The organism is Nocardioides nanhaiensis (genome assembly GCF_039542785.1).
Classification (GTDB): Bacteria; Actinomycetota; Actinomycetes; order Propionibacteriales; family Nocardioidaceae; genus Nocardioides; species Nocardioides nanhaiensis.
Genome location: NZ_BAABIM010000001.1, coordinates 821,042 through 844,912, shown reverse-complemented (window position 1 = coordinate 844,912; position 23,871 = coordinate 821,042). Strand labels below are relative to the sequence as shown.

Genomic DNA, 23,871 nt, shown 5'->3' with positions numbered 1-23,871 from the left:
GCGCGGCAGCCGGTGCGTGTGACGCGCGAGGATGTCGTGACGCGTGGGGCGCATGTGACCTAGCCTGAGGAGATGCGTCGACTTCCCCCCGCGCTCGCCCCCGCCGCCCTCGCCCTCGCCGCCGGCCTGCTGGTCGTGCCTCCCGCCGCCGCGGCTCCGTCGGCACCAGCCGTGGACCGCGCTGACCAGAGCGCCCTGCCCGCCGACCGTGCCGGGCAGGCCGTGCTGGGCCGCACCGCCGCCCGCCGCGCCGCCGGCGCCGGGCGCGCCATCGCCTACGACGCCTGGGACGGCTACGCCGACTGGCACACCGGCACCAAGACCGGCCTGCGCGTGATCAAGGGCGACCTGCGCCCCGGCACCGGCATGGTGGCCCGCACGCTCGGCGGTCGCGCCTACCAGCAGGGCAGCTGGACCTCGGCGTGGGTGACCCCGGGCTTCGGCCTCACCGAGCTCATCCCCTCCTGGTCGGCCAGCACCCCCGGCGACAGCTGGCTGGAGGTGCGGGTGCGCGGCGCCGACGCGAGCGGACGGGTCTCCAGCTGGGACCTGATGGGTCGCTGGGCCTCGGGCGACGCCACCGTCAAGCGCAGCACCAGCTCGGGCCAGTCCGACGACCTCGGCACCGCCAACGTCGACACCTGGCAGGCCTCGGGCACCGCCGCCACCGCCGGCCTGACCCGCTACCAGGTGCGGGTCACGCTCGCGCGCCGCGCCGGCAGCAAGCTCCTGCCCACCCTCGACACCGTCGGCGCCGTCGCCTCGCGACTGCCCGAGGGCCGCGTCACCGCCTCCAGGCCCGGTGCCGCGAGCGCCGCCGGCACCGTGCTCGACGTGCCGCGCTACTCCCAGATGACCCACCGCGGCCACTACCCCCAGTGGGGCAACGGGGGCCAGGCCTGGTGCTCGCCCACCTCCACCTCGATGGTGCTGGGCTACTACCGCTCGCTCCCCGGCCGCGCCGAGTACCCGTGGGTGCCGCGCGACCACGCCCACCCCTGGGTCGACTTCGCCGCCCGCGCCACCTACGACCACGACTACGGCGGCACCGGCAACTGGGCCTTCAACACCGCCTACGCCGCACCGCGCGCCGGCAAGGCCTTCGTCACCCGCCTGCGTTCCCTGCGCGAGGCCGAGCTGCTGGTCGCCGCCGGCATCCCGCTCGTCGCCTCGATCTCCTTCGCCTCCGGGCAGCTCTCCGGCGCCCCCATCTCGGCGTCCAACGGCCACCTGCTGGTGATCGTGGGCTTCACCCGCAGCGGCGACGTCGTCGTCAACGACCCCGCCGGCGCGAACAGCCAGGGCGTGCGCCGCACCTACGACCGCGCCCAGTTCGAGAACGCCTGGCTGCCCACCTCCGGCGGCACCGTGTACGTGATCCGCGACGGCAAGCACCCGCTCCCCGCCTCCCCCGGCGGCAACTGGTAGCGCGGGGGCGATCCCACGTCCACGTGGGATCACGGAACAGGGGGGCCAGAATCCTGGCCCCCCTGTTCCGTGACAGGCCCCCCGGTCGGGCACGGAACAGCCCACCTACCGTCCACAGGGCCGGAGCCGACGTCGGGCCGGCGGTAGATCAGGTCGCGGTGAAGCCCACCGCGTGCAGGCCGGTGGCGCCGTCGGGCAGCACGTCGCGCTCCACCGAGGTCTGCACCTCGCCGTCGGCGCCGGTGGCGCGCACCCGCACCTCGTGGTCGCCCGGCTCGACGTCGACCGCGGCGCGCCACTGCACCCAGGTGTCGGCGGAGGGCACCTCGCCCAAGGTGGCCGCCTGCCACTCCCCGCCGTCGACGGAGACCTCGACCGCGGAGATGCCGGTGTGCTGGAACCACGCCGAGCCGCCCAGGACGACCTCGCCCGCGGGCACCTCCTCGCCCGAGCGCGGCACGTCGATGCGCGAGGCGATCTTGACCGGCCCCATCTCGCCCCAGCCGCGCTCGGTCCAGTAGGCGGTGACGTCCGCGAAGCGGGTCACCTCCCAGTCGACGACCCACTTGCAGGCCGAGACGTAGCCGTAGAGGCCGGGCACGATCGTGCGCACGGGGAAGCCGTGGTCGATGGGCAGGGGGCGACCGTTCATCGCGACGGCGAGCATCGCCTCGCGGTCGTCGTCGAGCAGGGCGGCCAGCGGTGTGCTGCAGGTCCAGCCGTCCTCGGAGGTCTGCAGCACGCAGTCGGCCTCGGGGTCGACGCCGGCCTCGGCCAGGATGTCGGCGATGCGCGCGCCGCTCCACCACGCGTTGCCCACCAGGTCGCCGCCGACCTGGTTGGAGACGCAGTTCAGGGTGGCCCAGCGCTGGGTCACCTCCCGCGCCACCAGGTCGGCGTAGCTGATGTTGATCTCGCGGTCGACCAGGCCGTGGATGCGCAGCGTCCACTGCGCCGGGTCGATGGCGGGGCGCACGATCGCGGTGTCGATCAGGTAGAAGTCGTCGGCCGGCGTCATCCACGGCGCGACGCCCGGCACGTCCACGCGCGCACCAGCCGGCACGGCCGGCTCGGTGACCGCCGAGAGCCGCAGCAGCCGTCGGGTCTCCTCCACCTGGCGGCGGCCCGCCCCGAGGAAGCGACCGGCCACGCCGAGCACGGCGGAGACACCGAGCACCGAGGCGGCACCGATCAGGAACCCGCGCCGCTGGGCGGCCACGGGCGTGCGCTCACCGTCGACCGTCGATGTCACCGCGACGTCGTCGCGCTCGTCGTCGAGCTCCTCCAGGCGCCGCAGCGGGCCGGTGAGCAGCGAGAGGGCGATCAGCCAGGTGACGAAGCCGACCGCGACCGGCAGCGCGTCGGCGGTGGTGGTGCCGCTGCGTCCGAGGACCGCCACGAGACCGACCACCGCGAGCGCCGCGAAGACCACGGCGGGCGCCCACCAGCGCCGGCGCGCGAGCCGGCCGCACCAGCCGAAGAGCAGGCCCAGCACCACCAGGATGCCGACGACGAGCAGCGGCTTGTCGAGGGTGCCGAGCAGGCCGATGAAGAACTCGACGACCGGGCCGGGGGTCAGCCGGATGACCAGGTCAGCGACCGCGACGACCGGCGCCTCGCGGATGGAGAGGACCGAGGCGGCGAGGTAGCTGGTGGCCAGACCGGCTGCACCGGCGAGGACGCCGGCCAGGGTCCAGGCACCGCGTGGGGCATGGGACACCCCACGATTGTGACCGATGACGCCACCGGGGCCACCCCGGACGGCGCTCGTGCATGATGCCGAGGTGACCCAGGCGACTCCCTCCCCCGACGACGGCGCGGCCCTCCCCCACCTGCTCGGCGCCCTGCGGACCGGCGTCGGCACCGACGTGCACCGCCTCGAGCCGGGGGTGCCGATGGCGCTGGCGGGCCTCTCCTGGCCCGAGGAGCCGGCTGGTCTGGCCGGGCACTCCGACGGCGACGTCGCGGCCCACGCCGCCTGCGACGCCCTGCTCTCCGCCGCCGGGCTGGGCGACCTGGGCTCGAACTTCGGCACCAGCGAGCCCGCGTGGGCGGGTGCCGCCGGCGTCGTCCTGCTGGCCGAGACGGCGACCCGTGTGCGGGCCGCGGGGTATGACGTGGGCAACGTCGCGGTGCAGATCATCGGCAACCGGCCTAAGGTCGGTCCGCGTCGCGCCGACGCCGAGGCAGCACTCTCCGCCGCGGTGGGCGCCCCCGTGAGCGTGTCGGCCACCACCACCGACGGCCTGGGGCTGACCGGGCGCGGCGAGGGTGTCGCGGCGATCGCCACCGCCCTGCTGCTGCGCCGCTCCCCGTCCTGAGCCGCCCCCGAGCCCCCTCCCCAGGAGCCCTCGTGAAGACCGACGACGGTCTCGACCTGCACGTGACCACCCACGGCCCCGCCGACGCGCCCGTCAGCGTGGTGCTGGCGCACTGCTGGACCGCCGACGAGGCGGACTGGCACTACCAGGTGCGGGACCTGCTGACCCGCTACGGCCACGACGTCCGGATCCTCACCTGGGACCACCGCGGGCACGGCCGCTCCTCCGCCGCACCCGAGCAGGCGTGCACGATCACCCACCTGGCCCGTGACATGGGAGCCGTCATCGACGCCCACGCCCCGCACGGACGCCTCGTGCTGGCCGGTCACTCGATCGGTGGGATGACGATCATGGCCCTGGCGCAGGAGCGCCCCGACCTGGTCGAGCGCGTGGCCGGGCTGCTCTTCGTCTCCACCTCCTCGGGCCACCTCGACACCGTCACGCTGGGCCTGCCCGAGACCGGACCGCTCATCAAGTCCCAGATCCCGCGGATGCTCGCGATCCGGGCTCGGCTTCACTCGCGCTCACGGCGTCGCCGCTCACCGGGCATCGAGCGGCGCGTCGTCACGCGGTTCCTGTTCGGAGACCCGCTGCGGCCGCGTGACGTCGGCCTGGTGGTCGACCAGCTGATCGCCTGCCCGCCCGCCACCATGTCGGGCTTCTACCGCGACTTCATGACCCACGAGCGCACCGAGGCGCTGGCCGCCTTCGACGACGTGCCGACGGTCGTGCTCGTCGGCAGCCGCGACCTGCTCACCCCGCCGCGCCACGGCCGCCGCATCGCCGGCGCCATCCGCGGCGCCCGCTTCGTCGTCTGCCCCGGCGCCGGCCACATGCTGCCCCTCGAGCGCGACCGGCTGGTCTCCGACGAGCTGATCGGTCTGGTGGACGGCGCGCTCGTGCCCGCCGTCCGGGCGCGGGGTCGGGTCGGCTGAGGCCGGTTGCCCAGGGGGGTGATCCCACGTCCACGTGGGATCACGGAACAGGGGGGCCTGGATTCCGGCCCTCCGGTTCCGTGATCGGCCCCCCGGATGTCGTGACGTCGGCCCACGTGTCGTGCACAGGGTGGACCTCAGGCGAGGCCTGTCCACAGGAGTAGCCGCGACAGCAGCGGGAACTGTCCGCCATCACATCCACTGAGGGCGTGAACGCACCGACACGCAACCGCCCCGTGGACGACCCCCGCAACGGACCCGTCATGCTCCGGCGCGACCTGCTCGCCAGCGGGATGAGCGACAAGCACATCGACAAGCTCGTCCGCCAGGGCGCGCTCGCACGTGTGAGGCACGGCGCCTACACCCAGCCGGCCATCTGGCAGGGACTCGACGACGTCGGCCGATTCCTCCTGCGCGGTCGCGCGGTGGTCGCCTCGGCCCGGACGCCGAGCCTGCTCTCGCACACCAGTGCCGTCGCCGAGTACGGAGGCCCCACGTGGGGTCTGTCCCTCGACCGCGTGCACACGACCCGCACCGACGGACTCAGCGGCCGGCGGTGTGCTGACGTCACCCAGCACCGGGGGGCTGTCCTGCTGGAGGACGTCGGCTACGTCAACGGTCTCCCGGTCACCTCCCCGGCCCGCGCCGCACTGGAGTGCACGCTGCTCGGGCACACCGCGGCCGCGCTGTGCGTCGTCAACTTCTTCCTGTTCACGGGCATGGTCACCGAGAAGGAGCTGCAGATCCGCGCCGTCGAGATGGAGCAGTGGACCAACTCGATGGTCACCGACCTCGTGCTCCGGCTGGCGAACCCGCTCATCGAGTCGGTCGGCGAGACCCGCTTCGACCACTTCTGCTTCCGGGAGGGGATCCCGCGTCCCATCGCGCAGAAGGAGATCAAGGACGAGCACGGCAACGTCAAGTACCGCGTGGACTTCGCCTGGCCCGAGTACGGCGTCTTCCTGGAGTTCGACGGGCTCGTGAAGTACGGACGCCTCCTGCGCCCCGGGGAGACTGCCAGCGACGCTGTGGTGCGCGACAGGCTGCGCGAGGACGACATCCGCGAGATCACCGGGTGGCGGTGCATCCGCATCACCTGGGCCGACCTCGCTGACCCCGTGCGCCTGGCGCGTCGGATCGAGAAGTTCCTCGGACTGGTCTGAGTTCCTCTCCCACGACCGCGGGAGTATCGCCGGACATCCGGAGCAGCGGGTCTTCTCGCTCACACCATGCGTCACACCAGTCCCACCGGACGGGCATTCGCGGAACCGGGGGGCCAGAATTCTGGCCCTCCAGTTCCGCGTTCCCACGTCCACGTGGGATCACCCTCTCGCCACGCGAGCCACCTGCGCCCCACCAACCCCACCGAACACACCAGCAAGACCAGCCCCATCGGTCCTGGCCAGGCCGGACTAGGACCCGCCCAGCAGCCCCAGGGTGCCGTCGACGAGCTGGCCCCAGTCGCCGACGGTGGCCTCGAAGTCCTCGGGCGGGGTGTGCTCCACCGTCATCAGGACCACGACGCCGTCGGAGCGCACCGCCGCGTAGACCTGGCCGGCCAGCGGGATGGGGGCCTGGGCATCGACCCACAGCGAGGTGTAGTCCATGACGGCGACCGACACCAGGGAGCCGAAGGGCTCCAGCGGTCGCACGTCGCCGGTGTCGAGCTGGGTGTAGTTGTCGGCCGGCAGCAGGCCGGAGAGGTTCTGGGTGATCACGGACGCCGCGTCGGTGGAGGGGTCGTCGACGCCGGTCAGCACGTAGCCGAAGGAGCCGTCGCCGCTGCTGACCGCGACGTCGCTCTCTCCCTGCCCGGCCACCTCCCAGCCGACGGGCACCAGCACCTGGACACCGGGGCCGACGGTCACGGTCCGCCCGTTGCCCGGGATGTCGGGGCCTCCCGGGTCTGGAGCGGGCTCCTGCGTCTGCGGCGCCTCGGTGGGCTCGACGGTCGGCGGCTCGCTGGGGGCGGTGGGCTGGCTGGGCTCGGGGGCCGGCTCGGGCAGCGGCTCCGCGCTGCCGATCGGCTCGGGGTCGAGGATGCCGGAGCCGCCCTCGGGCTCGGCGGTGCTGCTCAGCGACGGCGGCCCGGCGGTCTCGTCGTCACCGCCCCCGCCGAAGAGCACGGCGGCCAGCGCGCCGAGCGCGCCGACGGCCACCACGCCCACGACCACCAATGCGATGGTGAGCCCGCGGGAGCTGCGGTGCAGGGAACCCGGCGGTGGGGGTGGCGGCGCGCCCGGCACCGGCGGACCCCAGGCGTAGGGGGGCGGCATGCCCGGCGGCCCGGTCGGCGGACGCGACGGCGGCGGGCCGGCCGGGGGCCGACCCGGAGGCGGCGTCGGGGCGCTCACGAGGCACCCCCCTCGGTCGGCTGCTCGGGTGGCGGGTCGCCGGGCGAGGCCGCCATCTGTCGCCGCGTCTGGCGCGAGACCGCGCGCACCGACTCACCGCACACGATGCAGAACTGCGCGCCGCTGAGCAGCATGTTCTCGCACTCGGGGCAGAAGGTCTCCACGAACACGTCGCGGCTCGAGGACTCGGCCTTGGCCGCGTCCTCGACGGCGGCCTCGAGCAGCGCCGCCTGCAGCATCACCCGGATCCGGACGACGAGCACGGCGAGCACCAGGAAGCCCCACAGCAGCCCCAGCGCCTGCCCGTAGGGCAGGTAGGCCAGCAGCCGCACGCCGAGCCAGTACGCCACGTTGGCCAGGCACGCGAAGCCGAGGTTGCGCAGGTAGAAGGCGGTGAGTCCGTCGTAGCCCTCCCCCTTGCCGGAGAACGCGGCCACGGCGATGCCGGTGGCGGTGCCGTAGACGAGCGACTTGACCACCATCAGGTTGACGACGACCACGATCCACCCGGCCAGCCCCTCGGTGGTGCGCAGCTCGCCGGAGGTGAACACGGCGCGGTAGAGCACCAGCGTCTCGACGGCCGCGTAGGCCGTGCCGGCGGCGACACCGAACGTGAGCCCGTCGATCATGTCGTCGAACTGCGGCATCCGGGCCAGCACCACGCCGGGCAGGTTGCGCAGCACCTCGGAGACCACCGGCAGCAGGACGGCGAAGACCAGCAGCGGCACGAGGATGCTGCCCAGGTCGAAGCCGCTGCGCGCACGGCCGCCGGCGGCGAACTCCTGGAACTGGCCGGCGAAGACCCAGTCGAAGAAGACCAGCGAGACCAGCAGCGCGAGAGCACCGCTCACCACGAAGACCCCGAGCACGACGGCGACCGGTGCGTCCTCCCACAGGTTCACGTCGTAGATGTAGACCAGGTAGGCCAGCGGCACGAGCAGGGCCGCGGCGGCCACGGCCACCGGCAGCAGGCCCAGCGCGGTGGCTCCCACGACGAGCACCGAGGAGAGGATCATCGCCCAGCGGTAGTTGTCGGCCGACTCGCGGCTGGTGTGGGGCATCACCGTGGAGATCAGCGCGAACTGGCACACGCCCTCGGAGGAGGCGACCGCGTAGCTGCGCTGGGTGCCGGCTCCTGCACGCAGGGAGGTGCCGCACTTGTGGCAGTAGGCCGCGACCTCGGGGTTGTCGCTGCTGCACGTGGGGCACGGCATCGGGGACCTCCACAGACGGTGCAGAAGGAGCGGGTGTGGCCGCATGATGACAGCAGACCCCGACCACCGCGGGGTATCCGCGCAGACCTTGCCGAGTGAGCTAGACCGGTGCTCAGAACGGCGTGGTTGAGCGGGTCTGGGCCACTCCAACCGTTGACACGACTCCTGGTCCGTTCGCACAATGCGCTCGATCCCGCCGATCTCGCCGGCCCACGGAAGGCACCGATGACGACCCGTCCGGGCCAGCGCGTCGCGCTCGCCGCCGCCCTCGCCGGCGTGGTGCTCGCCGCCTCCGCCTGCACGGGCGGCCGGTCGCTCGAGGGCGGCGACGGCGACGGCGGTGGTCGGGCGCCGCAGTCGCTGGTCGTCTCCACCACCTGGCAGCCCGCCCCCGGCGAGCCCGACACCGCCGAGCGTCGCGCCGAGCTGGAGTCCGCGCTCGACGAGCTGCGGGCCATCACCGGGTCCGGCTGGGTGGGCCGCCAGGACGACGTCACCGGCTACCTGGGCGAGCTCAGCGGCGGCCGCTACGCCCCGGCGGACGGCGGCGACGCCCTCGCCGTCAGCGAGGCACTGCTCGCCGAGTGGGGCGAGCGACTGCTCGGCGTCGCTCCCGAGGAGCTGAGCCTCGAGGAGCCCGGCAACCCCACGATCGCGGGCGTCGTGACCGTGCGCGCCACGCAGGAGGCGGCCGGGTACCCGGTGCTGGACGGCAGCCTGGTGCTGAGCCTCACCGACGGCGACGAGCAGGCCGACGACGTGCGGCTCAACGCCGTCCGCGGCCGGGTGTTCCCGGGCCTGGAGCCGCCGAGCGAGCCTGAGCTGACGGCGCGAGAGGCGTCAGCGACGGCGCGCGACGCGTCCGGCGGAGACCCGCGCCCGGACCCGCGCCTGGTGGTGCTGCCGGCCGACGGCGGCCGCCTGGCGTGGGAGGTCGTCGTCGGCCCCGCGCCCGGGCAGCAGGTCGAGATCGCCGTGCTGGGCCGCTACTACGTCGACGCCGTCACGGGAGACGTGCTGGAGGCACGCGCCGGCTCCGCCGAGGTGGCCGCCGTGGTGCCGCTGCACCAGCGCGCGCCGGTGCGCGCCCGCTCACGGGCGGAGGGTGACGCCGTCGAGGTCACCGGCCGCAGCCGCGTGATGGGCGAGGTCACCGCCACCGGCACCGAGCTGGCCGACGGCAGCGTGGGGCTGCTCGACACCACCACCCCCACCTTCGACCCGGCCACCGGCGAGGGCGGCATCGAGACCTTCGACATGCAGGGGCTCGACGACACCCAGCTGCCGGGCCGCCCGGTCACCTCCGCCGGAGGCCAGGTCGCCGACGGCGACGCGCTCGGCGCGCACGCCCTGGCCCGCGCCGTGTACGACTTCTACGGCCGGCTCGGACGCCGCTCCTGGGACGACGCCGGCTCCTCGCTGGTCTCGTCGGTCAACCTGACCGGCCCGAACGCCTGCAACGCCTACTTCGACGACTCCCTGCCCCGGCCGCAGATGGTCTACGGCGTCCCGTGCGAGGGCTTCGAGTTCGTGCAGAACGACGTCGCCGCGCACGAGATCACCCACGGGGTCATCGCCTCCTCTGCCGACCTCGTCTACTCCGGCCAGCCCGGCGCGCTCAACGAGGGCTTCGCCGACTACCTGGGCAACGTGATCGGCAACGAGCTGAGCGGTGCCGACGACCCGAGCTTCGGCGAGGCCGGCTGCGCCGCCGTCGCCGACCCCACCGCGCTGTGCCAGCCGATGTACGACACGCTGGCCACCCGCGACCTGCAGTCCGGGGTCACCTTCGGCGACTACCTCTACCTGCTCGACACCGGCACCCGGTTCAGACTGCTCACCCAGGACAACCAGGACAACGGCGGCGTGCACTCCAACTCGCTGGTGTGGAGCAACGCGCTGTGGACCATCCGCAGCCGGCTCGCGGAGATCGACGGCGGCGACGGCAACGCCTCACCGCTCGCCGACGACTTCGACAAGATCGTCTACGCGGCGCTGGTCACCCAGCTCGGACCCACCGCGGGCTTCCTCGACGCCCGTCGCGCCGTCGAGCAGACCATCCAGGCCGCCGGCGCGGACCCGGTGATCCTGCGCGTGGCGAGAGAGGTCTTCGACGCCGTCGACATCTGCGCGGGCTGCACGGCACCCGAGGAGGCCGACGGCCAGGTGGTGGAGTCCTCCTCCTCGACCCAGCTGGCCCCCACCGTCTCCGGCGAGCAGGTGGCCTGGGTCGACCTCAGCACCGCCGGCGGCCTCACCGGTGTCGCGGCCACCGGCAGCGTGGGCAGCGAGCCCGCCACGCGCTCCGAGAGCGCCGTCCAGGTGGCCTTCGCCGGCGAGGCGCTGGTGGCGCTGGAGGTGGAGGGCTACAGCTTCCCGGGCACCCTGGCCCGCTACGACGCCGACGGCACGCGCACCCCGCTGGCCGACATCGGCATCTCCACCATCACCGCCGGGCTCGCCGGCGGCGAGGACGGCGCCGCGTGGGCCACCGAGGAGATCGCGACCGCCTCCTTCCTCGACCCCGCCGGCACGCTGACCGAGCTCGACCTCGAGGCCGCCGGCATCTCCTCGGTGACCTCGGTCGGCACCGGCGACGGGCTCGTGGCCCTGGGCACCGACGCCGGCGAGGTCTACCTGTGGGACCCCGCGGGCGAGACCGTGCAGCAGGTGGGCCAGGTGGGTGGCGCCGTGCTCGCCGTCGCCACCGCCGGCGGTCGGGTGCTGGCGCTCGACGACGAGCAGCTCGCGGCGCTCTTCGACCCCTCCGGCGCCGCGGTGGTGCTCTCCGAGACCGCGGTGCCCTTCGGCGCTGCCCTGGGCGCGGACTACGCGGTGTGGCCCGAGGCCGTGGGGGCGCTGGGCGGCGGCGTGGCCGAGGTGGGCGGCGACCAGGTCGTCGACACCGACCTGCACCTCTACTCGCTGGGGTCCGGCACCATCTACAACCTGCTCGACGCGCGCGGCCAGCAGGCGTTCCCGGCTCTCTCCGGGAGCCGCCTGGTGTGGCAGGACGCCGTCTTCGGCGGCGACGACATCCTCACCGCCGAGCTGCCCGACGGGCTCTGACCCGCTGCTCGCTCAGGCCGCCACGCTCTTGCGCTGGCCGACCAGCACCACACCCTCGAGCACCTTGACGTCGTAGGCGGGCACGCTCACGTGGTGGTCGTCCAGGCAGCGGCCGGTGCGCAGGTCGAAGGCGTGCTTGTGGGCCACGGGCGCCACGAACGGCACCCGGTCGCGCTCGCCCACGATCCCGCGGGCCAGCATCGAGGCCTTGGCGAAGGGGTCGTGGTTGCCCAGTGCGTACACGGTGTCGTCCGCCGTCCGGAAGATGGCCACGGCCTGCCCGTGGACCAGTGCGTTGACGCCGCGGCCCACCTCCAGCTCGGCGATCCGGCACACCGGCTGCCACTCGTCGTGAGGTCCCCGGAGAGCCATGGCCTCAACGTAGGTCGCGCCTGTTGTCGGTGATGTTTCGCCGTGTAACGCGCAGGCAACAGCGTGCGCGGACCCGGCCGCTCCTCGGGTCGTAGGCTCGCCCCGTGACCGCTGCTGCCGTCGTCGTCCTCGCCGCCGGCTCCGGCACCCGGGTGGGAGCCGAGGTCAACAAGGTGCTGCTGCCGCTCGGGTCGCGGCCCGTGCTGGCCTGGTCGGTGCTCGACGCCCTCACGTTGCCCGAGGTGACGCGGGTGGTGGTGGTCGTGCGCGACGACGAGCACGACGCCGTCGCCGGGGCGCTCGGCGCCCACCTGGCCGACGTGCTCGGGCCCGACGACGAGCGCACGGTCGTGCTGGTCAGCGGCGGCGCCACCCGGCACGCGAGCGAGCAGGCCGCGCTGGCGGTGCTGGCGCCGGACGTCGAGGCCGGGCTGGTCGACGTCGTCGCGGTCCACGACGGCGCCCGACCGCTCGCGGGCCCCGGGCTGCTGACCCGCGTGCTGGAGGAGGCCCGGCGCAGCGGCGGCGCGCTGCCCACGGTGCCGCTCGGGCCGGTGCTGGGGGGCCCCGCGCGGGGTGCACACGGTCACCGTGAGCTGCACGGCGTCCAGACGCCGCAGGCCTTCCGCGCCGCCGAGCTGCTGGCCGCCTACGCCGCCGCCCGCGAGGCCGGCGTCGAGGGCACGGACACCGCGGCGACGCTGGAGCGGTTCGCGCCCGACCTGGTGGTGGCGGCCGTCCCGGGCGCGCGCACGAACCTCAAGATCACCTGGCCCGAGGACGTCGGGCTCGCGGCACGACTGCTCGACGGGCTGCTCGACGGGGTCAGCGGCGCGACTCGGGGGTCGTGAGCGCCTCCAGCAGGGCGACGTCGTCGACGTCGAGCACGCGGCGTGCCTCCGGCGGTGCCTCGCGCAGCTCCACCGGGTGGCGCTCGCCCAGGGAACGCACCAGCTCGGCCAGGTCGGCCGCGGCCAGGTCGGGGGCGGGCACGTGGGCCAGCTCGCGCACGACCCGCGGGGGCAGCACCACCGGTGAGCACACCGCCTGCAGGCCCTCGCGGTCCACGGTCGCGCCCACGCGGCCGCCGTCGACCTGCTTGACGGTGTCGGTCACCGGACGCACGCCCACCACGATGGCGTCGGTAGCCACGGCATGGCGCATGCAGTCGGCGATGAAGGAGGCGGGCGTCATCGGGCACAGGCTGTCGTGCAGGCAGAACGGTTCGCCCGACTCCGCGAGCCCCGACCAGTCGGTCCCCAGGTCCACCGGCGTCACGCCCGACTCCCCCAGGGCCCACACCGCGCAGGTCACGAGCGCCTCGCCGTGCAGCAGCGCGAAGGGCAGCGAGCCGCGGCCCTGCTCCAGCACCGTGCCCAGGGCGGGGGGCAGGTCGGGCTCGAGGTCCTCCCAGTCGCTCATCGGGCCAACCTAGGGCACGAGGGCACACCCGACTGTGCCCAAGCACGACGACGGCCCCCGGGATCTTCCCGGGGGCCGTCGGTGGAACATGTGTCAGCAGGTGCCGACGGGACTCAGCTGGCGAGGACCTCGTCGAGCATGGTCTCGGCCTTGTCCTCGTTCGTGTGCTCGGCCAGGGCCAGCTCGGAGACGAGGATCTGGCGCGCCTTGGCCAGCATCCGCTTCTCACCGGCGGAGAGACCGCGGTCGCGCTCACGACGCCAGAGGTCGCGAACGACCTCGGAGACCTTCATGACGTCGCCGCTGTGCAGCTTCTCCAGGTTGGCCTTGTAGCGGCGCGACCAGTTGGTCGGCTCCTCCACGTGCTCGGCCCGGAGGATGTCGAACACCCGCTCGAGCCCCTCCTTGTCGACCACGTCGCGCACCCCGACCAGGTCCAGGTTGCACGCGGGGACGCGTACCACCAGGTCCTGCTGGGCGACGATGCGGAGGACGAGGTACTGACGGTCCTCTCCCTTGATCTTCCGGGTCTCGATGTCCTCGATGACCGCGGCCCCGTGATTGGGGTAAACAACCGTTTCGCCGACGGTGAAAGTCATGTGTGATGAACCCCTTCCTAGGTGTTCATCTTATCACGTCCGCAGGGAACTCCTGACAGCGTTTGCGCAGGTCAGAGGCCACATCCGGGCTTGACAGACCGACGATCGTGTGGTGCGCCGGCTCTTAGCGACCGCCTGCGAGGCGCTCCCGGAGCGTTTCTCAGCGCCTGCGCGCCAGGCCGATCCGGTCGGTCACGAAGCCGTCCACGCGGGCTGCCCGCAGACGCCGGAAGTCGGCCCGCGAGGAGGTGGTGCGACCCAGCACCGTGAGGCCGGCACGGTGCAGCGCGGCGACCCGCGCACGGGTCGCGTCGGCCGCGTGGAGGTTGACGCCGTCGAGCTGCGGGAAGTCGCGTCGCCACCCCTGGACCTCGGCCCAGGAGTCGGCCAGCGCGTGCGTGTGCAGCCGCGGAGCAGCCCGCTCCACCTGGCGCAGCAGCCAGGCGTCACCCGAGAGCACGGTGACGCGCCCCAGCACCCGCCGCTGCTGCAGCACGCGCTGCAGGCCGCGGATGCGCGGCGCGGTCCAGGGACCGCCCTTGATCTCGACGACGGCGACCGCACCGGGCGCCCGGCGCAGCCAGCCGGCGACGGCCGCCAGGCTCGGAATCCGCTCGCCGCCGACCCGCCCGCGGCAGCTGCGCTGGATCCAGGCCAGGCTCGCGTCGCTGACGGCGGTCCCCGAGCAGGTCGTGGTGCGCGCCAGCGAGTCGTCGTGCATCACCACGAGCTTGCCGTCGGCGGTCACGCGCACGTCCAGCTCGACGCCGTCGGCGCCCGCCCGCAGCGCCTTGCGGAAGCTCGCGAGGGTGTTCTCCGTGACGCCGACCGGGTGCCCGCGGTGGCCGATCACGTCGGCACCGCCGGCCTTCGTCGCCGACGCCGACGCCGCCGTCGTCGTCGGGGCCAGGAGGGGCGTGGTGACGAGGGCCAGGATGAGGGCCGGCAGGAGGCCGGTGACGCGGGAGCGCCGGCGGTGCGGTGTCACAGGGGACCTCCGAGGGGCCGTGGGGTGAGCGCCCCACCGTAGGCGCACCGCAGGCGCCCCGGAATCACGCCCGCGACGTGGAGGTGGGGGTGATAATGCCGTCATGGCGATCAGACGGCCCGGCCGACGCGGTTCCGAGAAGTCCGTCGACACCGCTGCGTCGTTGTCCGGGGGCACCGCAAGCACGGGGACCGGCACCGCCGTCGCCGAGCGCGACCCCCGCCCCGCCCGCACCGACCGCGAGACCCGCCGCGGCAGCGAGGGCCGCGACCTGCGCTCCCGGGTGCGCAACGGGTGGCCGCTGCTCCTGCTGCGCACCGCCCACCCGCTGCAGGCCGTCCTCACCGCCGGTGTGCTCGCGACGGCCGCTGCCTTCGCCGGCCGGCCCGGCCGCGAGGTGCTCGTCGTCGCCCTCACCGTGCTCGCCGGGCAGGCGATCCTGGGCTGGCACAACGACCTCGTCGACCGCGTGCGCGACGAACGGCACCAGACCCCGGGCAAGCCGCTGGCCGACGGCCGGCTCGATCCCGGCACCGCCTGGTTCGCCCTGGCCTGCGCGGTGCTGCTGGTGGTGCCGCTGTCCATCTCCACCGGCATCACCGCCGGCAGCTGCTACCTGCTCTCCCTGGCCATCGGGATGCTCGGCAACGTGGCCCTGCGCACCGGGCCGCTCTCGCTGCTCACCTGGGCCGTGGCGTTCTCGCTCTACCCGGCCTACCTGGCCTACGGCGGCTGGGGCGGCCAGGCCGAGGGCGGCGCCCCGCAGCTGGCCATGACGCTGCTGGCGGCCGCGCTCGGCGTCGGGGTGCACGTGCTGCGCTCGACCTTCGGCCTGGTCTCCGACCACGAGGACGGCTGGACCTACCTGCCGCTCACCCTCGGGCTCAAGCTCGGAGCCACCCGCCTGCTGGCCCTCGCCAGCGCCTACGTGGTGCTGGTCGGCATCGCCGTCATCGTGGTGGGCGGCACCCTCGGACTGCGTCAGTGACGCCGGGGGCGGTCCACTAGGCTGCCCCCATGCTCGCTCGCTCGCGCCACACGCTGCGCCTGGCCGCCATCGGCGTCCTGGTCTCCGCCCCGCTGCTGGCCTCCTGCGGCTTCGACGAGGCCACCAACCGGATCAACCAGATCACGGCCGGCACCACGGTGCACGCCGACGAGGTCACCCTCTCCAACGTGGTGATCGTCAGCGAGGAGGAGGGCTCCGGCACCCTGCACGGCCTGGTCGCCAGCCGCAACGCGGACGACGTCATCACCCTGACCGGCGTCGAGGGCGAGGGCGTCACCGCCACCGACGGCGAGATCGAGCTCGAGCCCTACGGGCGCGGTCAGCTCGAGGAGGCCGGTCTGCGGATCGACGGCGAGCCGGTCGCCCCGGGGCGCGTGCTGCCCATGACCTTCGTCTTCGACGACGGCAGCGAGGTGCCGGTCGACGTGTTCGTCAAGCGTGCCTGCGGCCAGTACACCGGCCTCGACGACGCCCCCTCCGCCGACCTCGAGATCGCCCCCAGCGCGGGCGCCGAGCCGGCCGACGAGGCCGTCGAGCAGGTGCCGTGCCCGGTCGACGAGCCCGAGCCGCACGGCGAGGAGGGTGAGGAGGAGTGAGCCACACCCTGATCCTTCTCCGCCACGGCGAGAGCGACTGGAACGCCAAGAACCTCTTCACCGGCTGGGTCGACGTCCCCCTCACCGAGAAGGGCCGCGGCGAGGCCGCCCGGGGCGGCGAGCTGCTCGTGGAGTCCGGCGTGCTGCCCGACGTCGTGCACACCTCGCTGCTGCGTCGCGCCATCAGCACCGCGCACCTGGCCCTCGACGCCGCCGACCGGCACTGGATCCCCGTGCGGCGCTCCTGGCGCCTCAACGAGCGCCACTACGGCGCCCTGCAGGGCAAGGACAAGAAGCAGACCCTCGAGGAGTACGGCGAGGAGCAGTTCATGCTCTGGCGGCGCTCCTTCGACACCCCGCCCCCGCCGCTCGACGACGACGCCGAGTTCTCGCAGGTGGGCCACCCCGCCTACGCCGACGTGCCCGACGCCGACCTGCCGCGCACCGAGTGCCTCAAGGACGTCATCGCCCGGCTGCTGCCCTACTGGGAGTCCGAGGTGGCCGCCGACCTGCGTGCCGGCCGCACCACCCTGGTGGCGGCGCACGGCAACAGCCTGCGCGCCATCGTCAAGCACCTCGACGACATCGGCGACGACGAGATCGCCGGCCTCAACATCCCCACCGGCATGCCGCTGGTCTACGAGCTCGACGACGACCTGCGTCCGATCGAGAAGGGTGGTCGCTACCTCGACCCCCAGGCCGCCGCCGAGGCCGCCGCCGCCGTGGCGAACCAGGGACGAGGCTGAGCTCGCGAAGCCTCGTCATCGGTGGTCGAGCAAGCGACCGCAGGTGAGCCCGCGAACCTGCGGGGAGCGCGTCGAGACCCGCTGACTCACGGATCGAGCACCAGTCGAGCGACCCGCGGGTGAGGAACGAACCCGCGGAGAGCGAGGCGCAGCCCGGACCAGGCCGGGCGCAGCCCGGCCCTGGGCCGGACCAGGCCGCCGACTCAGGCAGGCAGCGCGCTGCGGTCCCGGCTGGGGAACTCACCGGTGACGGCGAAGACCACCCGGCTGGCCACCGAGACGGCGTGGTCGGCGAGCCGCTCGTAGTAGCGGCCCAGCAGGGCGATGTCGACGGCGGCCTCGACACCGTGCTGCCAGGAGTCGGAGAGCAGCTCGGTGAAGCTGGCGCGGCGCAGCTGGTCCATCTCCTCGTCGTCGCGGCCCAGCGCGATGGCGGCCTCGACGTCGCGGTCCATGATGATCTGGACGACGCGCTGCACCATGTCGCGGGCCACGTCGGCCATCCGGCTGATGGTGGCGCGGGCGTCCTCGGGCACCGCGGTCTCGGGCACGCGCAGGCGGGCGATCTTGGCCACGTGTACAGCCAGGTCACCCATCCGCTCGAGCTCGGTGACCATCCGCAGGCCCGCCACGACCGTGCGCAGGTCGCCGGCCACGGGCTGCTGGAGGGAGAGGAGCGCGAAGGCGTCGTCCTCGACCTTCTCGCGCACGGCGTCGATCTCGGCGTCGGCGGAGATGACGGCCTCGGCCAGGGAGGCGTCACCGTCCATGAGGGAGACGGTGGCGCGCTCGATGGCCACCTCGACCATGCCGGCGATGCCGGCGAGGTCGGCGAACATCTCGGACAGCTGGTCGTCGAAGGCATCACGCATGCCGAGGACCGTAACCCCGGCCGGCTGCGCGACCGCAGGCGCGGGGTGAACGAGCGGTGAACGTTGCGAAGCCGCGCCTCGCCCGGTGAGTCCCGGGCGGACGGAGCCGTACCCTGGGGGGCGTGGACCCGACGGTGCAGGCGTTCGTCGCCGCGGCGATCGGTGCGATCGTCTGCGGCGGTGCCGTGCTCGCCTGGCACGTCAGCGAGCGCCAGCAGTACCGCCAGCCCGTCGTCGAGGAGCCCGTCGTCCCGCCCGGCGTGGCCGCGGTGCTCTCGGTGCTGCGCAGCAGCGCCGTCGTGGTCGACGACGCCGACGTGGTGCTCAAGGCCTCCGCCCCGGCCTACGCCATGGGGCTCGTGCGCGGCACCACCCTGCTCAACACCGAGCTGGCCGACCTGGTCACCCACGTGCGTCGCGACGGCCAGATCCGCGAGACGGAGCTGCTCATGCAGCGCACCGCGGCGCCTGCACGGCACGTGACGGCGCGGGTCGCGCCCCTGGGGTCGCGACTGATCCTGGTGCTGGTCGAGGACCGCACCAAGGAGCGCCGCGTCGAGGCGGTCCGCCGCGACTTCGTGGCCAACGTGAGCCACGAGCTCAAGACGCCCGTGGGGGCGATCCGGCTGCTCGCCGAGGCCGCCGACGAGGCCGCCGAGGACCCCGAGGCGGTGCGCCGGTTCGCCGGCCGGATGCTCACCGAGAGCGACCGGCTCTCGCGGCTGGTGCAGCAGGTCATCGAGCTCAGCCGCCTGCAGGGCGACGAGCCGTTGGAGAGCCCGCTGCCGGTCTCGCTGGACGACGCCATCGCGGTCGCCGTCGACACCTCCGCGATCGACGCCTCCGCGAAGGGGGTCACCGTCGTCACCGGCGGGGTCGGGGGGCTGAAGGTGCTCGGCAACGAGGAGCAGGTCACCGCGGCCGTCGCCAACCTGGTCGCCAACGCCGTCAGCTACTCCGAACGCGACTCCACCGTGCTGGTCACCACCAAGGCCGTCGAGGGGGCCACCGACGGCAACGTCGAGATCTCGGTGGTCGACCAGGGCATCGGCATCCCCACCGACGAGATGGACCGGATCTTCGAGCGCTTCTACCGCGTCGACCCGGCCCGCCACCGCTCCACGGGCGGCACCGGCCTGGGACTGTCCATCGTCAAGCACGTCGCCGCCACCCACGGCGGCGACGTGCGGGTGTGGTCGGTGGAGGGGCAGGGGTCGACGTTCACGTTGACGCTGCCCCAGCACTCCCCCGACCACCCCGCCCTCAGCACCACCACACAGGAGGAACGCCCGTGACACGGGTACTCGTCGTCGAGGACGAAGAGAGCTACAGCGACGCTCTGGCCTACATGCTGCGCAAGGAGGGGTTCGAGGTCGCGATCGCGGCGGACGGCAACACCGCGCTCACCGAGTTCGACCGCAACGGCGCCGACATCGTGCTGCTCGACCTCATGCTGCCGGGGATCCCCGGCACCGAGGTGTGCCGCACGATCCGGCAGACCAGCAACGTGCCGGTGATCATGGTCAGCGCGAAGGACGACGAGGTCGACAAGGTGGTGGGCCTCGAGCTCGGCGCCGACGACTACGTCACCAAGCCGTACTCGCCGCGCGAGCTGGTGGCCCGCATCCGCGCCGTCCTGCGTCGCGGTCAGGACCCCGACCTCTCCCCCGACACCCTCGAGGCGGGGCCGGTGCGCATGGACGTCGAGCGCCACGTGGTGACCGTCGACGGCAGCGAGCAGCGGCTCCCGCTCAAGGAGTTCGAGCTGCTCGAGATGTTCCTGCGCAACCCCGGCCGGGTGCTGACCCGCGGGCAGCTCATCGACCGCGTGTGGGGCTCGGACTACGTGGGCGACACCAAGACCCTCGACGTGCACGTCAAGCGGTTGCGCGCCAAGCTCGAGCCGGAGCCGAGCGAGCCGCGCTACCTGGTCACGGTGCGGGGGCTGGGCTACAAGCTCGACCTCTGAGGGATGCCCGGGGCTCAGCCGGTCGACTCGCGGAAGTCCAGCAGCCACCGGCCCTGGCGCCGCACCAGCGGGTAGTCGCGACGACCGCTGCCTGCGCCGCCGTCGGCAGACCGGTCGCTGAACCGGACGGTCACGCTGCCCGCACGCCGTCCGAGCTCGACGCCGAGCACGCGCAGGCGCAGGTCGAGCCCGGGGCGCGTGCCCAGGTCGGCGCCGCACCGGCGCAGCGGCCCGCGCCCCGGCAGCACGGTGGCGCGGACGGCGGCCCGGCACGCCCGTGACTCACCCGCCTGCACCCGTGCCCACGCCTGGAGCCCCTCCAGGGCCGTGCGACGCGCCTGGGCGCGCTCGGCGGCCAGGTCGCGGCTGGGGCGGGGCGGCGGAGCGCTGGGGGTCGGCGGTGACGTGGTCGGCGTCGGTGTGGGCGTGGGCGTGGGTGTCGGGGTGGGCGTCGGTGTCGGTGTCGTGGACGGGCCGGTCGTCGATGCGCTGCTCGAGGGCTCGGGCGTGGCGCCGGGGTCGTCGTCACCCCCCAGGAGGTCGGGCCCCCACACCAGCCCGGCCACGACGACGCCGACCACCAGCAGGACGGCGAGCAGCGCGAGCACCGGCGTGCGTCGGGAGCGCCGTGGTGGCGGTGGGGCGCTGGGCCAGAACGACGGGGGCGGACCGGGTGGCGGCGGACCGGGCGGCCCCGGCGGCGGCCGGCGGGGGCGCATCGCTGTGTCGCCGACCGGGTCGCGCTGCGGGAACGCGCACACCGGGCAGGGCAGGGCGGGGTCGGTGCGCTCGGCACCGCACCGCGGGCACCTGCTCACCGTCATCGACTCCCCCTCGCCGACCCCATGCCGACCACGGGCCACGCACCCGCTGCCACCACCGTAGTCGGCGCAGCCCCCACCGACCCGGCACGGAGCGCGCCGGGTCGGTGCTCGACCCGGCGCACCCGGAGCCAGGACGGGGGCAGATGGCAGGCGAAGCGGGTGCGGTGTCCGAAACCCGCGTGTCAGACGGGGGCGCGGGTTCCTAGGCTGCGGGGGTGAGCAGCTCGCGCGGGGCAGGTCCCGCTCCCTCCCCCGGCTCGGCCGCCGGCACCTCCACGCCGGGCACCGCCGACCAGGCGCGGCCGACGCCGCCCACGTGGCTCCCGGTGGCCGCGGTCGGCGTCACGCTGGTGCTGTGGGCCTCGGCGTTCGTGGCGATCCGGCACCTGGGCGAGGACTTCTCGGCCGGGGCGCTCTCGCTGGGCCGGCTGCTGGTGGGCGCGCTGTGCCTGGCGGTGGTGGCACTGGGGCGCGGCGTGCCGCGGTTGCGCGCGGCGCAGTGGCGCTCGGTGCTGGTGATCGGGGTGCTGTGGTTCGGCGTCTACAACGTGGCGCTCAACGAGGGCGAGCAGCGGGTCGACGCCGGCACGGCCGCGATGCTCATCCAGGTGTCTCCGGTGCTGATCGCGCTGCTGGCGGCCCTGGTGCTCGGGGAGCGGTTCACAGCGTGGCTGGGGCTCGGTCTGGCGCTGGCCTTCGCCGGCGTCGGGCTGATCGCCCTGGCCTCCGAGGGGGCCGGCGGCCGCGACGTGCTGGGGGTGCTGCTGTGCCTGCTCGCGGCGGTGGTCTACGCCGTCAGCGTGATCGTCCAGAAGCCCCTGATGGCGAGCCTGGCCGCGGTGCACGTCACGTGGCTCGCGTGCACGGTGGGTGCGGTGGTATGCCTGCCCTTCGCGGGGCAGCTGCTCACGCAGGCCCAGGCGGCGCCCGGCTCCTCGATCGCCTGGCTGGTCTACCTCGGCGTCTTCCCGACGGCGGTCGCCTTCACCACCTACGCCTATGCGCTCACCCACATGGACGCCTCGCGCCTGGGGGTCACCACCTACCTGGTCCCGCCGATCACGATCGTGCTGGGTCTGCTGTTCCTGGGCGAGGCGCCGCCGCCGGTGGCCTACCTCGGCGGCCTGCTGTGCCTGGTCGGCGTCGCGGTGGCGCGCCGCAAGCCCCGCACGCTGGCCACCGAGCCGCCCGCGCCGCGCTGAGCCTGTCAGGACGGGGCGGGGGTCAGTCCCCGGTGCCGCTCTCGAGCCAGCCGCGGAACGCCTCCAGGTTGTAGGTCGGCTCGCCCCGGGAGGTCCGCCACTCCCACTCCTTGCGGATCGCGGTCGCGAAGCCCAGCTCGAGCAGCGTGTTGAAGGACTCGTCGGCGTAGGTGAGCACCGAGCCCAGCAGCCGGTCCAGCTCGTCGGGGCTGACGGCGGCCAGGGGCAGCCGCGCGTCGAGGTAGATGTCGCCGGCGGCGTCGAGCGCGAACGCGACGCCGTAGAGGCGCAGGTTGCGCTCGAGCAGCCAGCGGTAGACCCGCTCGTGGTTCTCGTCGGGCCGCCGGCACACGAAGGCGTGCACGCCCAACGCGTGCCGCCCGACGTCGAGGCGCACCGCGGTCTGCAGCTTGCGCTCGCCGGGCAGCGAGAAGGAGAAGACGCCGGGGCTGAGCTCGGCGGCGTCGAGCTCGTTGTCGGTCAGGTAGGCACGGACGACGGCGGCCACCACCGGGTCGGCGGCCTCCACGGGTCCGTTCGGCGTGAGCCCGGGGGTCGGGTCGGGGGTCATGCGGGCTCCCTCATCATGGTGCGGGCACGGTCGTAGGCCTCCAGGCACCGGTCGGCGGTGGCCTCCCAGGAGAACTGCCCGGCCTGCACCGGCGCACCGGCCCGCAGCGCCGCGCGCAGCGGCTCGTCGTCGACGATCCGCAGCAGCGCCTGGGCCCAGGGCTCGGGGTCGTGCCCCTCCACCAGCAGGCCGCTGTGCTCGTGGCGCACGACGGTGGTGAGGCCGCCGACGGCGGCCGCCACCACGGGAGTGCCGCACGCCTGGGCCTCGGCGGCCACCAGGCCGAAGGACTCGTTGTAGGAGGGCACGGCGACGGCGTCGGCCGCCGCGTACCAGCGGGCCAGCTGCTGCTGCCCCACCGGCGGGACGAAGCGCACGACGTCGTCGATGCCCAGCTGCGCGGCCAGGGCCGTGAGCGCGGTGGGACGCTCCAGCCCGGTGCCCGACGGGCCGCCCACCACCGGGACCACCAGCGACGAGCGCAGCTCGGGGCGCCGGGCCAGCAGCACCGCGACGGCGCGCAGCAGCACGTCGGGGCCCTTCAGCGGCTGGATGCGCCCGGCGAAGAGCAGGACGCTGGAGCCCGGCGGCAGGTCGAGCTCGGCGCGGGCAGCGGCCCGCGCGTGCTCCTCGAGCGGGGTGAACACCTCGAGGTCGACACCGGGGTAGACCACCTCGACGCGACCGGGCTCGGCGTCGTAGAGGTTGATCAGCTGCTTGGCCTCCAGGTCGGTGTTGGCGATCAGCAGGTCGGCCGCCTCGACCACCTGCTGCTCGCCGATCAGCCGCGCCTGGGGCTCGGCCAGGTCGCCCTGCGCCAGCGCCGCGTTCTTGACCTTGGCCATGGTGTGCATGGAGTGCACCAGCGGCACCCGCCACCGGTCGCGCGCCAGTGCCCCCACCTGCCCCGAGAGCCAGTAGTGGGAGTGCAGCGCGTCGTAGTGGCCTACCGGGTGGGCGGCCTCGGCGCGCAGCAGCTCACGGGCGAAGACGCACAGCTGGGCTGGCAGCTCGTGCTTGGTCAGCCCCTCGAAGGGCCCGGCGTGCACGTGGTGCACCGCGACGCCGGGGAAGGCCTCCACGACCAGCCCGTGCGAGGAGGAGGTGGCCCGCGTGAAGATGTCGACCTCGATGTCGCGGGCCGCGAGCCGCCGCGCCAGCTCGACGACGTAGACGTTCATGCCGCCGGCGTCGCCGGTGCCCGGCTGGTCGAGCGGGGAGGTGTGCAGGCTGACCATCGCCAGCCGCCGGATCGGCCCCACTGCTCCACCTCCACTCGTGCACCTCGCCGCGGCGCGGCCCGGGCAGCACCCACCCGGCACCCTTGACAGGTACCCAGGGCGGCAACCGGCCGCTCCCCCCGATCATTCCTGGCCGGTC

Annotated in this window: 23 protein-coding genes; 12 read left to right on the top strand and 11 right to left on the bottom strand. The window is 74.0% G+C overall.

Annotated elements, in window-relative coordinates; genetic code table 11:
• The first annotated feature begins 72 nt into the window (after window positions 1-72).
• Window positions 73-1,428: a C39 family peptidase gene (locus ABD948_RS04030; RefSeq protein WP_345262894.1), complete on the top strand. Its 1,356-nt coding sequence runs from the start codon at window positions 73-75 to the stop codon at window positions 1,426-1,428.
• Between the two features lie 148 nt (window positions 1,429-1,576).
• Here ABD948_RS04030 and ABD948_RS04025 read toward each other — a convergent pair whose 3' ends face one another.
• Window positions 1,577-3,148 carry a molybdopterin-dependent oxidoreductase gene (locus ABD948_RS04025; protein ID WP_345262892.1) on the bottom strand — a complete coding sequence of 524 codons (1,572 nt, stop codon included), beginning with the start codon at window positions 3,146-3,148 and terminating at the stop codon, window positions 1,577-1,579.
• A 124-nt stretch (window positions 3,149-3,272) separates the two neighbouring features.
• Between ABD948_RS04025 and ispF the strand changes: the two genes are divergently transcribed.
• The 3 genes from ispF (at window position 3,273) to ABD948_RS04010 (ending at window position 5,847) form a co-directional block, all read left to right on the top strand.
• Entirely contained in the window at window positions 3,273-3,749 is a 477-nt protein-coding gene (gene ispF, locus ABD948_RS04020; RefSeq protein WP_345264455.1) for a 2-C-methyl-D-erythritol 2,4-cyclodiphosphate synthase, read from the top strand.
• 32 nt (window positions 3,750-3,781) lie between these two features.
• Window positions 3,782-4,684 carry an alpha/beta fold hydrolase gene (locus tag ABD948_RS04015; RefSeq protein ID WP_345262890.1) on the top strand — a complete coding sequence of 301 codons (903 nt, stop codon included), beginning with the start codon at window positions 3,782-3,784 and terminating at the stop codon, window positions 4,682-4,684.
• Window positions 4,685-4,893: 209 nt separating this feature from the next.
• Window positions 4,894-5,847 (top strand): type IV toxin-antitoxin system AbiEi family antitoxin domain-containing protein, encoded by a 954-nt coding sequence (locus tag ABD948_RS04010; RefSeq protein WP_345262888.1) that lies wholly within the window; start codon window positions 4,894-4,896, stop codon window positions 5,845-5,847.
• A 249-nt stretch (window positions 5,848-6,096) separates the two neighbouring features.
• Here ABD948_RS04010 and ABD948_RS04005 read toward each other — a convergent pair whose 3' ends face one another.
• Both ABD948_RS04005 and ABD948_RS04000 read right to left on the bottom strand, forming a co-directional pair.
• On the bottom strand, window positions 6,097-6,858 hold the full coding sequence (locus tag ABD948_RS04005) for a hypothetical protein (protein WP_345262886.1): 762 nt from the start codon (window positions 6,856-6,858) through the stop codon (window positions 6,097-6,099).
• A 176-nt stretch (window positions 6,859-7,034) separates the two neighbouring features.
• Complete coding sequence (locus ABD948_RS04000) at window positions 7,035-8,252, bottom strand: zinc ribbon domain-containing protein (RefSeq protein WP_345262884.1); 1,218 nt, start codon at window positions 8,250-8,252, stop codon at window positions 7,035-7,037.
• A 225-nt stretch (window positions 8,253-8,477) separates the two neighbouring features.
• Here ABD948_RS04000 and ABD948_RS03995 point away from each other — a divergent pair, with 225 nt between their 5' ends.
• Entirely contained in the window at window positions 8,478-11,321 is a 2,844-nt protein-coding gene (locus ABD948_RS03995; RefSeq protein ID WP_345262883.1) for a M4 family metallopeptidase, read from the top strand.
• A gap of 12 nt (window positions 11,322-11,333) precedes the next feature.
• Here ABD948_RS03995 and nirD read toward each other — a convergent pair whose 3' ends face one another.
• On the bottom strand, window positions 11,334-11,693 hold the full coding sequence (gene nirD / locus ABD948_RS03990; RefSeq protein WP_345262881.1) for a nitrite reductase small subunit NirD: 360 nt from the start codon (window positions 11,691-11,693) through the stop codon (window positions 11,334-11,336).
• Window positions 11,694-11,797: 104 nt separating this feature from the next.
• Between nirD and ABD948_RS03985 the strand changes: the two genes are divergently transcribed.
• Window positions 11,798-12,544: an IspD/TarI family cytidylyltransferase gene (locus ABD948_RS03985; protein WP_345262879.1), complete on the top strand. Its 747-nt coding sequence runs from the start codon at window positions 11,798-11,800 to the stop codon at window positions 12,542-12,544.
• On the opposite strand, the gene ABD948_RS03980 is transcribed toward ABD948_RS03985, so the two are convergent.
• The 3 genes from ABD948_RS03980 to ABD948_RS03970 all read right to left on the bottom strand — a co-directional run bounded on the left by ABD948_RS03980 (window position 12,519) and on the right by ABD948_RS03970 (window position 14,702).
• Window positions 12,519-13,115 carry a 2-C-methyl-D-erythritol 4-phosphate cytidylyltransferase gene (locus ABD948_RS03980; protein ID WP_345262877.1) on the bottom strand — a complete coding sequence of 199 codons (597 nt, stop codon included), beginning with the start codon at window positions 13,113-13,115 and terminating at the stop codon, window positions 12,519-12,521. The genes ABD948_RS03985 and ABD948_RS03980 overlap by 26 nt on opposite strands.
• Before the next feature lie 113 nt (window positions 13,116-13,228).
• Entirely contained in the window at window positions 13,229-13,714 is a 486-nt protein-coding gene (locus tag ABD948_RS03975; protein WP_345262875.1) for a CarD family transcriptional regulator, read from the bottom strand.
• Window positions 13,715-13,874: 160 nt separating this feature from the next.
• Window positions 13,875-14,702: a glycerophosphodiester phosphodiesterase gene (locus tag ABD948_RS03970; protein ID WP_345262873.1), complete on the bottom strand. Its 828-nt coding sequence runs from the start codon at window positions 14,700-14,702 to the stop codon at window positions 13,875-13,877.
• Between the two features lie 103 nt (window positions 14,703-14,805).
• Between ABD948_RS03970 and ABD948_RS03965 the strand changes: the two genes are divergently transcribed.
• Genes ABD948_RS03965 through ABD948_RS03955 form a run of 3 tightly spaced genes read left to right on the top strand, consistent with a single transcriptional unit; the run spans window position 14,806 to window position 17,053 of the window.
• The gene (locus ABD948_RS03965) at window positions 14,806-15,690 is read left to right on the top strand and encodes a UbiA family prenyltransferase (RefSeq protein WP_345262871.1); all 885 of its coding nucleotides are present in this window, start codon (window positions 14,806-14,808) and stop codon (window positions 15,688-15,690) included.
• A gap of 29 nt (window positions 15,691-15,719) precedes the next feature.
• Window positions 15,720-16,307 carry a hypothetical protein gene (locus ABD948_RS03960; protein ID WP_345262869.1) on the top strand — a complete coding sequence of 196 codons (588 nt, stop codon included), beginning with the start codon at window positions 15,720-15,722 and terminating at the stop codon, window positions 16,305-16,307.
• Complete coding sequence (locus tag ABD948_RS03955) at window positions 16,304-17,053, top strand: phosphoglyceromutase (protein ID WP_345262867.1); 750 nt, start codon at window positions 16,304-16,306, stop codon at window positions 17,051-17,053. The genes ABD948_RS03960 and ABD948_RS03955 overlap by 4 nt, the downstream gene beginning before the upstream one ends.
• A 203-nt stretch (window positions 17,054-17,256) precedes the next feature.
• Here ABD948_RS03955 and phoU read toward each other — a convergent pair whose 3' ends face one another.
• Window positions 17,257-17,925: a phosphate signaling complex protein PhoU gene (gene phoU / locus ABD948_RS03950; protein ID WP_345262865.1), complete on the bottom strand. Its 669-nt coding sequence runs from the start codon at window positions 17,923-17,925 to the stop codon at window positions 17,257-17,259.
• 122 nt (window positions 17,926-18,047) lie between these two features.
• Here phoU and ABD948_RS03945 point away from each other — a divergent pair, with 122 nt between their 5' ends.
• Both ABD948_RS03945 and ABD948_RS03940 read left to right on the top strand, forming a co-directional pair.
• Window positions 18,048-19,220, top strand: coding sequence for a sensor histidine kinase (locus ABD948_RS03945; protein WP_345262863.1), 1,173 nt, complete (start codon window positions 18,048-18,050; stop codon window positions 19,218-19,220).
• The gene (locus tag ABD948_RS03940; protein WP_345262861.1) at window positions 19,217-19,894 is read left to right on the top strand and encodes a response regulator; all 678 of its coding nucleotides are present in this window, start codon (window positions 19,217-19,219) and stop codon (window positions 19,892-19,894) included. Before ABD948_RS03945 ends, ABD948_RS03940 begins: the two co-directional genes overlap by 4 nt.
• Before the next feature lie 14 nt (window positions 19,895-19,908).
• Here ABD948_RS03940 and ABD948_RS03935 read toward each other — a convergent pair whose 3' ends face one another.
• The gene (locus ABD948_RS03935; protein WP_345262859.1) at window positions 19,909-20,718 is read right to left on the bottom strand and encodes a hypothetical protein; all 810 of its coding nucleotides are present in this window, start codon (window positions 20,716-20,718) and stop codon (window positions 19,909-19,911) included.
• A 215-nt stretch (window positions 20,719-20,933) separates the two neighbouring features.
• On the opposite strand from ABD948_RS03935, the gene ABD948_RS03930 reads away from it, so the two are divergent.
• A complete protein-coding gene (locus ABD948_RS03930) occupies window positions 20,934-21,920 on the top strand; it encodes a DMT family transporter (protein ID WP_345262857.1) in 987 nt (328 codons plus the stop codon).
• 22 nt (window positions 21,921-21,942) lie between these two features.
• On the opposite strand, the gene ABD948_RS03925 is transcribed toward ABD948_RS03930, so the two are convergent.
• Together ABD948_RS03925 and mshA are read right to left on the bottom strand one after the other, a co-directional pair.
• Window positions 21,943-22,491, bottom strand: a complete 549-nt coding sequence (locus ABD948_RS03925; RefSeq protein WP_345262855.1) for a type III secretion system chaperone family protein — start codon at window positions 22,489-22,491, stop codon at window positions 21,943-21,945.
• Window positions 22,488-23,753 carry a D-inositol-3-phosphate glycosyltransferase gene (mshA, locus tag ABD948_RS03920; RefSeq protein ID WP_425576521.1) on the bottom strand — a complete coding sequence of 422 codons (1,266 nt, stop codon included), beginning with the start codon at window positions 23,751-23,753 and terminating at the stop codon, window positions 22,488-22,490. Before mshA ends, ABD948_RS03925 begins: the two co-directional genes overlap by 4 nt.
• Window positions 23,754-23,871: the final 118 nt, after the last annotated feature.

Excerpts from the sequence above, each read along its gene's own strand:
- ABD948_RS03980 (WP_345262877.1), bottom strand. The coding sequence starts at position 13,115 with ATGAGCGACTGGGAGGACCTCGAGCCCGACCTGCCCCCCGCCCTGGGC.
- ABD948_RS03995 (WP_345262883.1), top strand. The coding sequence starts at position 8,478 with ATGACGACCCGTCCGGGCCAGCGCGTCGCGCTCGCCGCCGCCCTCGCC.
- nirD (WP_345262881.1), bottom strand. The coding sequence starts at position 11,693 with ATGGCTCTCCGGGGACCTCACGACGAGTGGCAGCCGGTGTGCCGGATC.
- ABD948_RS03935 (WP_345262859.1), bottom strand. The coding sequence starts at position 20,718 with ATGACGGTGAGCAGGTGCCCGCGGTGCGGTGCCGAGCGCACCGACCCC.
- ABD948_RS04030 (WP_345262894.1), top strand. The coding sequence starts at position 73 with ATGCGTCGACTTCCCCCCGCGCTCGCCCCCGCCGCCCTCGCCCTCGCC.
- ABD948_RS03960 (WP_345262869.1), top strand. The coding sequence starts at position 15,720 with ATGCTCGCTCGCTCGCGCCACACGCTGCGCCTGGCCGCCATCGGCGTC.
- ABD948_RS04000 (WP_345262884.1), bottom strand. The coding sequence starts at position 8,252 with ATGCCGTGCCCCACGTGCAGCAGCGACAACCCCGAGGTCGCGGCCTAC.
- ABD948_RS03965 (WP_345262871.1), top strand. The coding sequence starts at position 14,806 with ATGGCGATCAGACGGCCCGGCCGACGCGGTTCCGAGAAGTCCGTCGAC.
- phoU (WP_345262865.1), bottom strand. The coding sequence starts at position 17,925 with ATGCGTGATGCCTTCGACGACCAGCTGTCCGAGATGTTCGCCGACCTC.
- ABD948_RS03925 (WP_345262855.1), bottom strand. The coding sequence starts at position 22,491 with ATGACCCCCGACCCGACCCCCGGGCTCACGCCGAACGGACCCGTGGAG.
- ABD948_RS03975 (WP_345262875.1), bottom strand. The coding sequence starts at position 13,714 with ATGACTTTCACCGTCGGCGAAACGGTTGTTTACCCCAATCACGGGGCC.